Genomic DNA, 15,447 nt, shown 5'->3' on the forward strand with positions numbered 1-15,447 from the left:
CATGAAGCGAATCATCCCCCTGTTGCGCACCGTGCTGACGGTCGCGATCATCCTCGGCATCCTCGGCGCGATCTACGGGCTGTGGGTGCGCTACCAGATCGAGCCGCTCACGCGCGACGGCAAGGTGCGCGCCGACGTGGTGCCGATCGCGCCCGACGTGAGCGGCCTCGTCACCGACGTGCGCGTGCACGACAACCAGAAGGTCACGAAAGGCCAGGTCCTGCTCGTGATCGATCCGTCGCGCTACCGCATCGCGCTCGAACAGGCCGATGCGAACGTCGCAAGCGAACAGGCCGAACTCGACGAAGCGGTGCGCGAAGACCGCCGCAATCGCGCGATGCCGGATGTGGTCGCCGAAGAATCGACGCAGCAGGGCACGACGCGCGTCGAGAAACTGCGCGCCGCGCTCGCGCAGGCGCACTCCGCACGCGATCTTGCCGCGCTGAACCTGGCGCGCACGCTGGTGCGCGCGCCGATCGACGGCACCGTGACCAACGTCGGGCTGCTGCCGGGCGTCTACCTGAACGCCGGCAAGGGCGCGATGGCGCTGGTGAACGACGCGTCGCTGCGCGTCGAAGGCTACTTCGAGGAAACCAAGCTGCCGGCCATTCATGTCGGCGATCCGGCCAGCATCTACCTGATGGGTGTCGCAACCGAGATCCGCGGCCACGTGCAGAGCATCGCCGGCGGCGTCGAGGACCGCGAGCGGGCGGGCGGCGATGCGCAGCTCGCGAACGTGAACCCGGCGTTCACGTGGGTGCGGCTCGCGCAACGCATCCCGGTGCGCGTCGCGATCGATTCGGTGCCGCCCGGCGTGCGGCTCGTGCCGGGGCAGACCGCGTCGGTCGAGATTCATGCGCGGGCCGGCGACGTGACGGTACGCAGGAGCCTGCCATGGTGAGCCTGCGCACGACCGCCCTCGCGGCGCTGTGCATCGCGCTCGCCGCGTGCGCGGAGGTCGGCCCCGACTATCGCGTTCCGTCGAACGCGCTCGTGAACGCACCGGCCGCGAACGGCGCGTTCGTTGCGGGCGCATCGATTGCGTCGGCCGATCCGCTGCCCGATCACTGGTGGCGGCTCTATACCGATCCGGTGCTCGACGGGCTCATCGAAAAGGCGCTGGCGAGCAACGTCGACCTGCGCGCCGCGCAGGCGAACCTCGAACGCAGCAACGCACTGCTTGCGGCGACGCGCACGGCGCGCGAGCCGAGCGTCGGCGTCGACGCGTCGACGAACTACACGCAGCAGTCGGCGGCCTCGGTGCTGTCGCACGTCGAGCCGCCGCGTCACGAGATCTACAACATGGGGCTCACGATGAGCTACGACCTCGACCTGTTCGGCGGCATCCGGCGCGGGATCGAGGCGGCGTCCGCCGACAACGAGGCCGTCGCCGCGGCGCGCGATCTCGTGCGCGTGAACGTCGCCGCCGAAGTGACGCGCGCGTATTCGGACCTGTGCAATGCCGGCAACCAGATCGACGTGCTGCAGCGTTCCATCGCAGTCCAGCAGCAGCGCCTCGCGCTGACGCGCCAGCTGATCGCGAACGGCCGCGCGCCGACGTTCGAGCAGCAGCGCGACCAGGGCGGCATCGAGAACAGCCGCGCGCAGCTCGCGCCGTTGCAGGCGCGCCGGCTGAACGCGGCGTTCCGTCTCGCGACGCTGTCCGGGCAGCCGCCGGAAAACTACGATCGCACGCTGCTGACGTGCAGCACGCCGCTGCGACTGTCGAAACCGCTTCCAGCCGGCGACGGGCGCGCGCTGCTGAAACGCCGCCCCGACGTGCGTGCGGCCGAGCGCCGGCTCGCGGCATCGACGGCGCGCATCGGCGTCGAAACGGCCGCGCTCTATCCGGACATCAAGCTCGGCGCGAGCATCGGCTCGACCGGCGGCGCCGCCGCGTTCTTCACGCCGCTGACGAACCGCTTCGCGGTCGGCCCGATGGTCACGTGGGATCTGCATCGCAGCACGATCCGCGACCGCATCGAAGCCGCACATGCCGACAGCCGCGCGAGCCTTGCCCATTTCGACGCGACCGTGCTCACCGCGCTGCGCGAAACCGAAACGTCGCTCGATACCTACGCGGGTGCGCTCGACCGGTTGCAACGCCTCGAGGCGTCGCGCGACGCGGCGCGCGACGTGATGAACCGCACCGACGAGCTGCGGCGCGGCGGCCGGGTCGGCGGGCTGGCGGCGCTCGATGCGCAGCGCACGTGGCTGGCCGCTGAAACGGCCGTCGCCGCCGCGCGGCAGGACGTGAACAACGACCAGATCTCGACGTTCCTGGCGCTCGGAGGCGGCTGGCGATGAGCATGTCCGACGACCTGACGATCGAACGCGATACCGCGCTCGCGCCGGTAGCGGCAACCACGCCCGACACCGGCGTTGCCGCGCGCGCCGACGTCTTCCCGCGCACCGCGCGAGCGCGGCCCGCCGCGTCGCAACCAGCGCATAATGTCGCCATGCCCGACCCACGCGACCCGCGACTCAATCCGCGCAAGATGAAGTTCACCCAACGCAGCCCCCTGCTTCGCAACATCAGCTATCTGCTGGCGATCGACGAGCACCGCAACTTCACGCGGGCCGCCGAAGCGCTCAGCGTGTCGCAGTCGGCGTTGTCGCAGAAGGTGCGCCAGCTCGAGGACGAACTCGGCGCGCAACTGTTCGACCGCAGCGGGCGCATGGTCCAGCTCACCGATTTCGGCAGCGTCTACCTCGAATATGCGCGCCGCGCGCACAACGACCTGCTGACCGCGCAGCGCGCGCTGCACGACGTGCACGACCTGTCGCGCGGGCAACTGCGGATCGGCTTCACGCCGACCTTCACCGAATATCTCGTCGCACCTGTGATCGAGCAGTTCCACGAGCGCTATCCAGGCATCGTGATCGAGATCACCGAGATGTCGCTCGATGCGGTGGAAACCGCGCTGGGCGACGATCAGGTCGATCTCGCGTTCGGCTTCGTCGACGTGCGCTCCGACGAAATCGAGGCCGAGGCGCTGTTTCCCGAACAACTGATGCTCGTGGTCGGCCGCACCCATCCGCTGACCGCGCAGCGCGAGCCCGTCACGCCGACGCAGCTCGCCGGCACGCCGCTCGCGCTGCTGACGACGAGCTTCGTGTCGCGCTTCTATGTCGACAGCTATTTCCAGTCGTACGCCATGCAGCCCGACGTCGCGCTGCAGGCGAATTCGATCAGCGCGGTGCTGAAGATCGTGAGCCGCGGCAAGATCGCGACGATCCTGCCCGGCACGATCGAGTTCGAGCATCGCGACCTGCAGTACGTGCCGCTCGATCCGCCGTTTCCGGTCCGCACGGTCGCGCTGCTGCGTCGCAAGGGCGCGTATCGCACCGTCGCGTCGACCGCGTTCGCGGCGCTGGTGCGCGAGATGCTCGAACATGGCAGCCTGGCGTCGCTGCGCACGCTGACGCCACGCGATAACGCGTGACCTCCACTTCGTCGCCCGACGGGCGGCGAATCCCGCACGAATCATCCAGCCGGCCCGACGCCGCGCCCGCATGACGGGCGCGGCGATCGTACGCATGCACGCGTCCTGGTAATTTTGGATTCCGTATTTTCAATCCTGCATTGATGCAATAACTTTCATCGATCGACAATCGATTTGCCTTATCGACCGGATCGGAAATTCGCCTTGGACACGATCAGGGTTTTCCTTCATCCTTTCGTCATCGATTCAAGGTAATCCGGCCGCGCCGAATCCCGACGCGGCGGGCGCCAGCGCCCCGGCCGCACGATCTTTCCGCGATACGCCGACATACCGAATCGAACAGGAAAAATACCTTATATATATTATCGGAATCCTAAATGTTCAAGTTTGTCACAACACCTGTCGCCGCCGTTCTCATTGCATTTTCCGGCGTCGCCGCAGCCGCCAGCGCATACGCGCAACAGCAGCAACAACAACCGGCATCGCAAGCAGCCGCCCCCGTCTACACCGCGCAACTCGCCGCCCGCTCGAACGACGTCGGCAATGCGCGCGCCGCCGCCGCGACGAAGGCCGTCGTCCCGCTTCGCCCTGCGCCGGCCGGCCGCCAGCGCGCCGCGGACGCCGACTGCGTCGGCCCCGTGAGCTTCTGCAACGTCTACTTCGGCAGCTGATCGCACCGCCTCCAACGCCCAGCTACAGGAATCGTCGTGAACCATCTGTTCAGTGCGATGCGGGTCTTTCTCAAGGTTGCAGACACGCATCATTTCTCTCATGCCGCGCACCAGCTGAATCTCTCGCCGTCGCTGGTCACGCGTTACGTCGGCGATCTCGAAGCGCACCTGGGCGTGAAACTGCTGCAACGCTCGACGCGCAAGACGGTACTGACCGAAGTTGGCGTCCGCTATGCGGAAGGGTGCCGCGCGCTGCTGATGGATCTGTCCGAAGTCGAGTCGCGCGCCACGCAGGCATCGAGCCAGATTGCCGGCGACCTGAACGTCGTCGTGCTCCACAGCCTGATGTCGGCGGAGCTCGCCGGACTGTTCGCCGAATACCAGTCGCGTCATCCGGACGTGTCGCTGCACATCACGCTGACCGAATCGGAAGTGGATCTGCTCGGCGGCAGCTTCGACGCCGGCATCGTCGCCGACTCGATGATCACGTCGATGTCCGTCGTGTCGCGCACGCTGGTGCATGCACCGCTCGTCGCGGTCGCATCCCCCGGCTACCTGCTCGAAGCGGCGGCACCGCAGCGGCCGGCCGACCTCGACGGCCACCGGATCGTCGGTCTTTCGGCCGGCCCGAGAACCTGCCGATGGGCCGGCCCGAACGGCACGCTCGATGCGATCCAGCTCGATGCGCCGCTCACCGTGAACAGCGCATTGATGCAGCGCCAGCTCGCGCTGGCCGGCGGCGGCATCGCGCTGCTGCCCGAATACGCGGTCGCCAGCGACCTGCGCATCGGCACGCTGACGCGCGTGCTCGGCGACTACCGGATCGTGAACGACGGCGTGACCGTGTCGCTCGTGTACCCGGGCCGCGAGTTCCTGCCCGGCAAGGTGCGCGCGTTCGTCGACCTCGCGGCCGAACGATTCAGGCTGCCGTCGATCGGCGCGCCGCGTGCCGCCGGCACGCTCAACGCGAACCGCATGCCCGACACGAGGGTCGCCGATGCGGCGATTGCCGATGCGTGAACGTCGCGTCGCGCGTCGCCCACTTTCACTCGATCTGGAACAGAGCTCGCCAGGATTGGCCGTATATCCCGGCGATCCGGGTTCCTAAACTTGTCACGTCGGTTCAGGCCATCGCACTCGCGCCGAACCGCAACGAAACCTTCTGAGGAAATCGTGAAATCCATCATCGTCACCATCGCCACTGTCGCCGCTACCGCTACCGTCCTGCTCGCCGCACCGACCGCGTCCTACGCGCAGTCGTCGCACTCGACGCTCACGCGCGCACAGGTTCGCCAGGAACTGCTCGACCTCGAATCGGTCGGCTACGATCCGGCAACCGGCGAGAGCGACAACTATCCGGACGACCTGATCGCCGCCCAGGAACGCCTGGCCGCGAAACGCGTCGCGGAGCACAAGAGCAGCGAAGCCGCATATGGCCCGAGCGGCGCACCGGGCACGTCTTCGGGCGCACCGGCCGTCGCCGCGGTGAAGCGATAACGCGCCGCCGGGCGCCGCGGCAAGCATCGCTTGCCGGGCCGAACCGCACGACGCTCGTCACGCCGTTCGAAATCGAGGAATTCCCGAAATACATCTCGGCGCTCGACCTGATCCAGCGCGCGGTCACGCGGCTCGCGGCCACGCAGCGCTCCGATGCCGACCTCGCGAAGATCCGCAAGGCCGACGACGTCTACATGGAAGCCGTCGCGAGCGGCGACTTCCAGGCGATGTCGGAGACCAACAAGGCGCTGCACATGGCGATCGCGCACGCCGCGAACAATCCGTACTTCATCGGCTACTACGAGCGGCTGCTCGGCGAAGGCCAGCGCCTGCTGCATCTGCATTTCGATTTCACGGTGAGTTCGCCGACGGCGGCCAAGCTCGGCCGCGACCACGACGAACTGATCGACGCGATCGCGCGGCGCGATGCCGATGCGGCCGAGCGGGCCGCGCACGAACACACGATGCTGTTCCAGAAGCGCTTCCTCGACTACATGAAGCAGAACATGACGGAATCGATGGCGGTGCTGTAACGCAGCCGCATCGGTGCACCGCGGGCCGGCACGCGCGCCCGCCCGGCTAGAATACCGGCCTGCCGCGCCATCCGCCGCGGCCGGAGGATATTCATCATGACCGCACGCCGCGGTGCCGAGGTCGCCATTGCGCCCGGTCACGAGACAGCCAGCCTGTCGACAGCCCAGAAAACGTTCAATACGCTCGTCAAGCAGATCGAAAAGCGGCGCGAGCGTCTCGGCGCGTGGGAAGCCGTCACGCCGGCGTTCCAGAAGAAGTTCGTCGACGGGCTGCTGCCGCTCGAACGGGAATCGACGGCACTGCGGATCCGGTTGCTCCATCTGCTCGACGATGCGTTTCTGCAGAAGGGCTTGAGCAAGGCCGAACAACGTACGCTGTCCGACCTGATCGTCGATATGGCTGGCGATTTGCTGCACGTCAGCGACGATGCCGGGCTGAAGGCCATGTACGACCGGCATCGCGCCTCCGCGAACGTCGGCGACGCAGCGGCCGAGCCTGCGCCGACGAAACCGAAACCGAAACCGGAACCTGACCCGACGCCGGCGAACGATCTCGACGCGCTGTCGCCCGACGAACTCGCCGAGCGGATGCAGGCCGAACTCGACGCCCAGTTCGAGCGCGACATGGCCGCGCACGCGGCCCGCGAGGCGCAGCGCGCGAAGCGCAAGAAAGCGCCGAAGCAATCGGCCGCGCAGGCCCGGATCGAAGCCGAGCAGGCCGAATCGAGCAAGTCGATCCGCGAGATCTATCGCAAGCTCGCCAGCGCGCTGCATCCCGATCGCGAAACCGATCCGCAGGAACAGCAGCGCAAGACCGTGCTGATGCAGCGGGTCAACCACGCTTACGAGAAGGGCAATCTGCTGCAGCTGCTCGAACTGCAGCTGGAGATCGAACAGATCGATCGCCGTGCGATCGACGGCCTCGGCGAAGCGCGGCTCGCGCGCTACAACGGCATCCTGGAGGAACAGCTGCGCGAACTCGATCGGGAGATCGCGCACGTCGAGCGCGATTTCCGGCGGACGTACGGCATCGCGTCGTCGGTCAAGATCGCCCCCGATACCGTCGTGCGCATGCTCGCGCGCGACATCGCCGGCATGCAGCGCGGCAATCAGGATCTGACCGTCGCGCTGCGCGAGTTCGAAGATCCGGACAAGGTCCGGGACTGGCTGAAGGACATGAAGCGGCGGCCGGTCTCTTCGCGCTTCGACGACGATTCGTTTTGAGCGAAGCGGGCCGCACCCATCGATAGCGGCCCCCGCGCTGCGCCCCTTGCGCTACGCCGCACCGGCCAGCGAGCGATCGAGCGCCACGAGCGTCTGGTACAGCACGCGCGTCCCGTCGAGCAGTTGCCGCGGCTCGATCCACTCCTCCGGACAATGGCTGCGGCCGCCCAGGCACGGAATGAAGATCATCCCGATCGGCCCGGTCGGCGCGACGTACACCGCATCGTGCCCCGCACCGCTCGGCAGCCGCATGCTCGGATAGCCGAGCTGCGTGGCCGCCTGCTCGACCGCGTCCATCACGAGCGGCTGGCAATCGGTCGGCCGCGCACGGCTCACGTGCTCGGCACGCGCGCTCAGCCGTAGCGCGTCGAGCCGCGCGGCCGCACCGGCCAGCAGCGTCTCGGGGAAATCGTCGAGCACCGCGTCGCTGTCGCTGCGCACCTCCAGCATCAGCTCGACGTGCCCCGGCACCGCGTTCGGCACGTTCGGCGTCATCGCGATCCGCCCGATCGTCGCCACCACGTAATGCGGATTGCCCGACAGCGCCGACGCCCGCGCATGCGCGGCCTCGATCAGGTGCGCGGCGCCGACGAGCGCGTCGCGGCGGATGTCCATCGGCGTGGTGCCCGCGTGGTCGGGCTGCCCGGTCACGGTGATCAGCACGCGCCGAATGCCGACGATGTTGGTCACGACGCCGATCGGCAAGCCGCGCGTCTCGAGCACCGGGCCTTGCTCGATATGCAGCTCGACGAACGCGGCCGTGCTGCCCGGCGCGCGCAGCGGTTCGCGCAGCGCGTCCGGGTTGCCGCCGATGCGGCGCAGCGCTTCGGCGAGCGTTTCGCCTTCGGCGTTCGTCGCACGCAGCATGCCGGCATCGAGCACGCCCGACAGCGCGCGGCTGCCGACGCACGAGATGCCGTAGTCGCTCGGCTCTTCCGACAGGAAGTCGATCACCTCGAACGGATGGTCGAGCACGATCCCCTGCTCGTGCAGCGTATGCGCGACCTCGATGCCGGCGAGCACGCCGATGATGCCGTCGAAGCGGCCGCCGCCGACGACCGTGTCGCAGTGCGACCCCGTGACGAGCGGCTTCGTGCAGCGGCCGCTGCCTTCACGGCGGCCGATCAGGTTGCCGCCCGCGTCCATCGACACCGCGAGCCCGGCTTCGGCGAACTGCGCGGCAAGCCATGCGCGCGCTTGCGTGAAAAGCGGCGAGAAGGCGCGGCGCGTCCACGGCACGTCGGGCCGCGTAAAGCGCGCCAGTTGCTCGACGCGCGCGTTCAGGCGTTCGGCGTTCAGCGGCGGAAAAGACGTCGGATTCATGCGTGGGGCTCCTGTTGCGTGGCGATCGACCGGCTGCCGTGCGGCTTCAGGAAGCGGCCCGAACCTGCCGGGTTGACGATGCGCTCGCCGTCGTACACGAGTGCGCCGCGACAGTAGGTGGCGGCGATCCGCACCGTGAATTCCATCCCTTCGAACGCGCTCCACTGCACGGCCGACAGGCTGCGCGACGGATCGAACGCGTAACGTTCCGGCGTGAGGATCACGAAGTCCGCATCGGCGCCGATATCGAGCGACCCTTTGCGATCGTCGAGCAGGAAATGCCGGGCCGGATTCGTCGAGAGCAGTTCGGCCACCCGCGTCGGCGCGATGCCGTGCCGCTCGCAGCCGGTCCAGAATGCCGGCAGCAGGGTTTCGAGCCCCGGCCCGCCCGACGCGTTGCGGAACACGTTCGGGTCGCCCTTGCGTTCCAGCCCCCAGCTCACGTGATCCGACGACACGAACGTGCATTCGCCGCGCGCGATGTGCGTCCACAGCAGCACCTGTTCGGCGCGCGGCCGGATCGGCGGGTAGTGCTTCGTCTTCGCGCCGAAGCGCTTCGTATGCGTTTCGTGGTCGAGCATCAGGTACTGCACGCAGGTCTCGATGCTTGAGCGATGGCCGGCACGCCGGTACATGTTGCACAGTTCGAAGCCGCGCGACGTCGACACGTGCACCGCGTGTGCGCGGGCGCCCGTTTCCGCGCCGATCTCGTAGATCAATGCGGTCGCGAGGTTCTCGATCAGCGGCGGATGCGCGCGCAGGAACGCATCCCAGCCCGTGTCGCCCGCTTCGATCATGCGCGCGACGTTCTTGCGCGTCAGGTCCTGCATCTGGTTGTGCACGCCGCATGCGAGACCCGACGGCGCGATCAGCCGGAATGCTTCGTACAGCACATCCTCCTCGACGCGCGGGAACCGGCCGGGCGTCGCCTCGAACGTCGAGAACTTGAATGCGCACACGCCGCCGTCGATCAGACCGGCCGCCGCTTCGAGGCCGTGCTTCGCGTTGAGCGTGCCGTACAGCGCGACGTCGACGTGACAGTCGCGCTCGGCTTCCGCGATCTTGCGGTCGAGTTGCGCACGCGACGCAACCGGCTCCGGATCGTCGTACGGCATGTCGACCATCACCGTCACGCCACCGGCGGCGGCCGCACGCGACGCGTGACCGAGCCCCTCCTGGTTCGCCTGACTGGCCGCATGAACCTGCCCGTCGACGACGCCCGGCAGCACCCACTGCCCGCGCGCATCGACCGTATCGCGCGCCGCCGGCGGCACGCCCGTGCCGCGCGCGGCGATCCGTCCATCCCGAATCGCGAGCCAGCCGTCGTCGACTACCTCGTGCGCATCGACCAGCCGGCCGCGCACGACCTGTTCGAATTCGCTCATCTTCGCCTCCTGCTTTTTTGATCACGAGCAGTTTAGGCAGCGCTCTGCCAGAATGTCTCATGCCGATTTATCGTCCCCACATAACATGGAGTTAAGGCTGTGCGTCTGAATCTGCGCCAGATCGAGGTGTTTCGCGCCATCATGCTGACCGGCTCGATCAGCGGCGCCGCGAAGCTGCTGCACGTGTCGCAGCCGGCCGTCTCGCGGCTCATTTCGTATGCCGAGCAACGGCTCGGCCTCGCGCTGTTCGAGCGCATCAAGGGGCGGCTCTACCCGACGCCGGAAGCGCAGCGGCTGTTCGTCGAGGTCAATGCGGTGTACCAGGGCGTGCAGCGCGTGAACGAAATTGCGGAAGACCTGATCGAGAACCGGATGGGCCACCTGCGCATCGCGTGCAGCCCCAACCTCGGTCAATCGCTGCTGCCGCGTGCGATCGCGGCGTTCTACGCGCGCTTTCCCGACGTGCGCATCATCCTGCACACGATGATCCCGAGCGTGCTGCTGCAGGCCGTGCTCACGCAACAGGTCGAACTCGGCATCGCGTTCCTGCAGGACACGCATCCGAACGTCGAGAGCCAGCGCCTCTATGAAAACCGGATGGTCGCGGCCGTGCCTGCGTCGCACCCGTTCGCGCGGCGCAAGACGCTGGCCGTGCGCGATCTCGCGAACCAGCCGCTGATCGGCTATGGCAGCGACATTCCGCTCGGGCAACTGGTGCGCCGGCTGTTCAGCGACGAAGGGCTCGTGCCGCAGGTCAAGATCGAAGTGCAGCAGGCGCACGTCGCGTGCGCGCTCGCACAGGCCGGCACCGGCATCGCGCTGATCGACGAACTGACGGTTGCCGGGCCCGTATGGCCGCAGATCGTCGTGAAGCCGATCGTGCCGACCATCGCCGCCCCCGTCAGCGTGCTGCACCCGGTGCTCGCGCCGCTGTCGCGCCTCGCGCACGAATTCATCGACACGCTGCACGCGCTTTCCGCGGACGCATGAATTTCGTTATCTGAACGGGCTGGAATCCTTGTCCAGCCTGCATTTCGTCGTCGCACCGGAGGCGGCGGATCACCCCGTTCGCGACCCGTCGCTCGAGCGTCACCGGGATTACCCTACGCTTAACATTGCGTTATGAAGTCTCCATAAAATAGCAATAACGCTCAATATTCGGCGTCCCTAGAATCGTTTGGACAGTACCGCCACACAAGGCTTTCCGGCCGGCGCGTACAGCCCTTTTCCCCTCTCAGGACAAACGACACATGGGACGCATTCTGTCTTCGAAAGACGTCGAAGCCGCCGTCAAGGGCGGTTCGGTTTTCGCATGCGGCGGCGGCGGCTGGGCCGACCACGGCCGCGAACTCGGCACGCTCGCGGTCACGATCGGCCGCCCCGAACTGGTGAGCATCGACGAGCTGCCCGACGACGCGTGGATCGCCACCGCCGCCGCGATCGGCGCGCCGGGCGGCCTCACCGACTGGCAAATGCTCGGCTCGGACTACGTGAAGGCCGCGCAGCTCGTGCAGGACGCGCTCGGCGCGCCGCTCGCGGGGCTCATCATCGGGCAGAACGGGATGTCCAGCACGCTGAACGCGTGGCTGCCGTCCGCGCTGCTCGGCACCAAGGTGGTCGACGCGGTGGGCGACATCCGCGCGCATCCGACCGGCGACATGGGCTCGCTCGGCCTCGCGTCGAGCACGACGCCGATGATCCAGGCAGCGGCCGGCGGCAACCGCGAACGGCATGCATACATGGAAGTGGTCGTGCGCGGCGCGACCGCGAAGGTGTCGCCGGTGCTGCGCAAGGCGGCCGACATGGCGGGCGGCTTCATCGCGAGCTGCCGCAACCCGATTCGCGCGTCGTACGTGCGCCAGCATGCGGCGCTCGGCGGCATCAGCCGCGCACTCGCACTGGGCGAAGCGATCATCGACGCCGAACGGCGCGGCGGCAGCGCGGTGATCGATGCGATCTGCGCGGCCACGCACGGCGAGATCATCGCGAGCGGCAAGGTCGAGCGCAATACGCTCGAATACACGCGCGAAGCATTCGACGTCGGGCTCGTCTACGTCGGCAGCGGCGCGCAGCGCGCGGTCATTCACGTGATGAACGAACACATGGCGGTGGACGACGCGCACGGCGAACGGATCGCGACCTACCCCGACGTGATCACGACGCTCGACGCCGAAGGCCGCCCCGTCAGCGCGGGCCGGTTGAAGGAAGGGATGGAGATCCACGTGCTGCGGGTCGCGAAGGCACACATTCCGCTGTCGTCGTCGGTGTTCGATCCGGCGGTGTACCCGCCGGTCGAAGCCGCGCTCGGCATCTCGATCGCCGACTATGCGCTCGCGCGCTGAACGGGAGGCACGACGATGAACCAGACGACCCGCACCTTCGAAGTCACGTCCGGCACCACGCTGCGCTGCAAGGGCTGGCGCCAGGAAGCGCTGCTGCGGCTGCTTGAAAACGTGCTCGCCGTCGGCGAGGACCCCGATCAACTGATCGTCTATGCGGCGCTCGGGCGCGCGGCGCGCGACTGGCCGTCGCACGACGCGATCGTGCGCACGCTGAAGACGATGGACGAGGACCACACGCTCGTCGTCCAGTCCGGCAAGCCCGTCGCGCTGCTGCGCACGCATGCGAGCGCGCCGCTCGTCGTGATGGCGAACTGCAACCTGATCGGCCAGTGGGCGAAGGCCGAGCACTTCTACGAACTGGAGCGACGCAACCTGATCTGCTGGGGCGGGCTCACGGCCGGCGACTGGCAGTACATCGGCTCGCAGGGCGTGATCCAGGGCACCTACGAAATCTTCTCGCGGATCGCCGAGCGCCATTTCGACAACGACCTGCGCGGGCGCTTCATCCTGACGGCCGGCCTCGGCGGGATGGGCGGTGCGCAGCCGCTCGCGGGGCGGATGGCCCATGCGGCGACGCTCGTCGTCGAGATCGATCAGACGCGCATCGACAAGCGGCTGCAGATCGGTTTTCTCGAGCGGCAGGCGCGCGATCTCGACGAGGCGCTCGCGCTGATCCGCGACGCGCAAGCGCGGCGCGAGCCGATCTCGGTCGGCCTGCTCGGCAACGCGGCCGACGTGTTCCCGGCGATCCTCGCGCGCGGCGTCGTGCCCGACATCGTCACCGACCAGACGGCCGCGCACGATCTCGTGTACGGCTACGTGCCGTCGGGCTACACGCTCGACGACGTGCGCGCGCTGCGCGACAGCGACCGAACGCGGCTGATGGACGCGAGCCGCGCGTCGATCGTGCGGCACGTCGAAGCGATGCTCGGCTTCAAGGATCGCGGCGCGATCGTGTTCGACAACGGCAACCTGATCCGCACGCATGCGAAGGACGGCGGCGTCGCGCGCGCGTTCGAGATCCCGGTGTTCACCGAGGCGTTCCTGCGCCCGCTGTTCTGCCGCGCGATCGGCCCGTTCCGCTGGATCGCGCTGTCGAACGACCCGAACGACATCCGCATCATCGACGACTACCTGCTCGAACATTTTCCGGACAACCGGATCGTCACGAACTGGATCCGGAAAGCGCGCGAATGCGTGCCGTTCGAAGGCCTGCCCGCGCGCATCGCGTGGCTCGGCCACGGCGAGCGCACGCGGCTCGCGCTCGCGGTCAACGCGATGGTGCGCGACGGCGTGCTGGCCGGGCCGGTCGCGTTCACGCGCGACCACCTCGACGCGGGCGCGATGGCGCACCCGAACATCATGACCGAGAACCTGCGCGACGGCTCCGACGCGGTGGCCGACTGGCCGCTGCTGAACGCGATGATGAACTGCGCGTCGATGGCCGATCTCGTCGCGATCCATTCGGGCGGCGGCGGCTACAGCGGCTACATGACGAGCGCGGGCGTCACCGTCGTCGCCGACGGCAGCGCGGCGGCGGACGAACGGCTGACGCTGTCGATGACCAACGACACCGCGCTCGGGGTGATCCGCTACGCGGACGCCGGCTACGAAGAAGCGCTCGACGAAGCGCAACGCAAGCAGATTCCGCACATCCGGCTGTAAGGCCGTTCCGCACGACGACAGGAGATCGAAGTGAAGCAAACCGCGGTTCCCCTCGACACGGCCGACGCCGTGTCGCCCCCCGCATCGAGTGCCGGGCGCGCGATCGCCGCGGCGTCGATCGGCAACGCGCTGGAGTGGTACGACTTTTCCGTCTACGCGTTCTTTGCCGTGTACATCGCGCAGAATTTCTTCCATCGCGGCGACACGGGCACCGAGCTGGTCGAGGCCTTCATGGCGTTCGGGATCGGCTTCATCGCGCGGCCGCTCGGCGCGCTCGCGATCGGCGTGTACGGCGATCGCGCGGGCCGCAAGGCCGCGCTGACGCTGACCATCCTCGTGATGGCGGCCGGCACGGGCATCATCGCGTTCGCGCCGCCGTTCACCGCGATCGGCGTCGGCGCGCCGCTGCTGATCCTGTGCGGCCGCCTGCTGCAAGGCTTCTCGGCCGGCGGCGAAGTCGGCGGCGCCGCGGCGTTCCTGATCGAGCACGCGCCGGCCGACAAGAAGGGCCGCTACGCATCGTGGCTGCAGGCCAGCATGGCCGCGTCGAACATCCTCGGCGCGCTGGTCGCGACCGCCGTGACGCTCACGCTGTCGCGCGAACAGATCGGCGACTGGGGCTGGCGGATTCCGTTCATCCTCGGCCTCGCGATCGCGCCGGTCGGCCTGTGGCTGCGCAAGACGCTCGACGAAACGCCGCATTTCCGCGCGGAGATGGCACGTGCCGCCCACGCGCCGGCCGAGCACAAGACGCCGCTGCTGCAGGTCGTGCGCGACTATCCGCGCGCGCTCGTCGTCGGGACCGGATTCTCGGTGCTGTGGGCCGTGTGCGTGTATGCGCTGGTGATCTACATGCCGACGCACGTGCAGCGTGCGCTGCATTTCGACGGACGCGAAGCGTTCATCGCGTCGCTGGTCGGCAACTGCCTGATGGCCGTCACCTGCGTGTGCGCGGGCAGCTGGTCGGATCGTTTCGGCCGGCGCAGGGTGCTCGCGGCCGGCGCCACGCTGATGCTCGTATCGGTGTATCCGCTGCTGCACTGGCTCGCCGACGTGCACACGCTCGCCGCGCTCGTCACGGTGCAAAGCGCGTTCTGCGTGATGGTCGCGATCTTCACCGGCGTCGCGCCCGCCGCCCTGTCGGAGCTGTTCCCGACCCGCGTGCGCGCAACCGGCATGTCGCTGTCCTACAACATCGCCACGACGATCTTCGGCGGCTTCGCGCCGGCAATTCTCGCGTGGCTCACGCAGCGATCCGGCAACCCGTTCGCGCCTGCCTGGTACGTGATGGCCGCCAGCACCATCGCCCTCGTATCGATCGCCGCACTGTCTTCCACGTCACGTCACGCCTGAAACCGGAG

At 68.1% G+C, this 15,447-nt stretch carries 14 protein-coding genes; 12 read left to right on the forward strand and 2 right to left on the reverse strand.

What is annotated here, in order from left to right:
- Window position 1 precedes the first annotated feature (1 nt).
- From BME24068_RS03615 to BME24068_RS03650, 8 genes are all read left to right on the forward strand, one after another.
- A complete protein-coding gene (locus tag BME24068_RS03615) occupies window positions 2-901 on the forward strand; it encodes an efflux RND transporter periplasmic adaptor subunit (RefSeq protein ID WP_174925173.1) in 900 nt (299 codons plus the stop codon).
- Entirely contained in the window at window positions 895-2,307 is a 1,413-nt protein-coding gene (locus BME24068_RS03620; protein WP_174925174.1) for an efflux transporter outer membrane subunit, read from the forward strand. Before BME24068_RS03615 ends, BME24068_RS03620 begins: the two co-directional genes overlap by 7 nt.
- A gap of 152 nt (window positions 2,308-2,459) precedes the next feature.
- A complete protein-coding gene (cynR, locus tag BME24068_RS03625) occupies window positions 2,460-3,446 on the forward strand; it encodes a transcriptional regulator CynR (RefSeq protein WP_174925364.1) in 987 nt (328 codons plus the stop codon).
- 377 nt (window positions 3,447-3,823) lie between these two features.
- Complete coding sequence (locus tag BME24068_RS03630; protein WP_174925175.1) at window positions 3,824-4,117, forward strand: hypothetical protein; 294 nt, start codon at window positions 3,824-3,826, stop codon at window positions 4,115-4,117.
- Window positions 4,118-4,174: 57 nt separating this feature from the next.
- Window positions 4,175-5,137 (forward strand): LysR family transcriptional regulator, encoded by a 963-nt coding sequence (locus BME24068_RS03635; protein ID WP_174925365.1) that lies wholly within the window; start codon window positions 4,175-4,177, stop codon window positions 5,135-5,137.
- A gap of 153 nt (window positions 5,138-5,290) precedes the next feature.
- Window positions 5,291-5,614: a DUF4148 domain-containing protein gene (locus tag BME24068_RS03640; protein WP_096500865.1), complete on the forward strand. Its 324-nt coding sequence runs from the start codon at window positions 5,291-5,293 to the stop codon at window positions 5,612-5,614.
- 110 nt (window positions 5,615-5,724) lie between these two features.
- Window positions 5,725-6,147, forward strand: coding sequence for an FCD domain-containing protein (locus BME24068_RS03645; protein ID WP_240327302.1), 423 nt, complete (start codon window positions 5,725-5,727; stop codon window positions 6,145-6,147).
- 96 nt (window positions 6,148-6,243) lie between these two features.
- Window positions 6,244-7,371 (forward strand): J domain-containing protein, encoded by a 1,128-nt coding sequence (locus BME24068_RS03650; RefSeq protein WP_174925176.1) that lies wholly within the window; start codon window positions 6,244-6,246, stop codon window positions 7,369-7,371.
- Between the two features lie 51 nt (window positions 7,372-7,422).
- Here BME24068_RS03650 and BME24068_RS03655 read toward each other — a convergent pair whose 3' ends face one another.
- Together BME24068_RS03655 and BME24068_RS03660 are read right to left on the reverse strand one after the other, a co-directional pair.
- The gene (locus BME24068_RS03655; protein ID WP_174925177.1) at window positions 7,423-8,694 is read right to left on the reverse strand and encodes a Zn-dependent hydrolase; all 1,272 of its coding nucleotides are present in this window, start codon (window positions 8,692-8,694) and stop codon (window positions 7,423-7,425) included.
- Window positions 8,691-10,079 carry a dihydroorotase gene (locus tag BME24068_RS03660; RefSeq protein WP_174925178.1) on the reverse strand — a complete coding sequence of 463 codons (1,389 nt, stop codon included), beginning with the start codon at window positions 10,077-10,079 and terminating at the stop codon, window positions 8,691-8,693. Before BME24068_RS03660 ends, BME24068_RS03655 begins: the two co-directional genes overlap by 4 nt.
- Window positions 10,080-10,178: 99 nt before the next feature.
- On the opposite strand from BME24068_RS03660, the gene BME24068_RS03665 reads away from it, so the two are divergent.
- From BME24068_RS03665 to BME24068_RS03680, 4 genes are all read left to right on the forward strand, one after another.
- Window positions 10,179-11,069, forward strand: a complete 891-nt coding sequence (locus BME24068_RS03665) for a LysR family transcriptional regulator (RefSeq protein WP_096500873.1) — start codon at window positions 10,179-10,181, stop codon at window positions 11,067-11,069.
- Window positions 11,070-11,329: 260 nt separating this feature from the next.
- Window positions 11,330-12,421, forward strand: coding sequence for a thiohydantoin desulfurase (locus tag BME24068_RS03670; RefSeq protein ID WP_174925179.1), 1,092 nt, complete (start codon window positions 11,330-11,332; stop codon window positions 12,419-12,421).
- A 15-nt stretch (window positions 12,422-12,436) separates the two neighbouring features.
- Complete coding sequence (locus BME24068_RS03675; RefSeq protein WP_174925180.1) at window positions 12,437-14,086, forward strand: thiourocanate hydratase; 1,650 nt, start codon at window positions 12,437-12,439, stop codon at window positions 14,084-14,086.
- Between the two features lie 30 nt (window positions 14,087-14,116).
- Entirely contained in the window at window positions 14,117-15,439 is a 1,323-nt protein-coding gene (locus BME24068_RS03680; protein WP_174925181.1) for an MFS transporter, read from the forward strand.
- Window positions 15,440-15,447: the final 8 nt, after the last annotated feature.

The sequence above is a fragment of the Burkholderia anthina genome, from assembly GCF_902498995.1.
GTDB classification, from domain to species: Bacteria; Pseudomonadota; Gammaproteobacteria; order Burkholderiales; family Burkholderiaceae; genus Burkholderia; species Burkholderia anthina.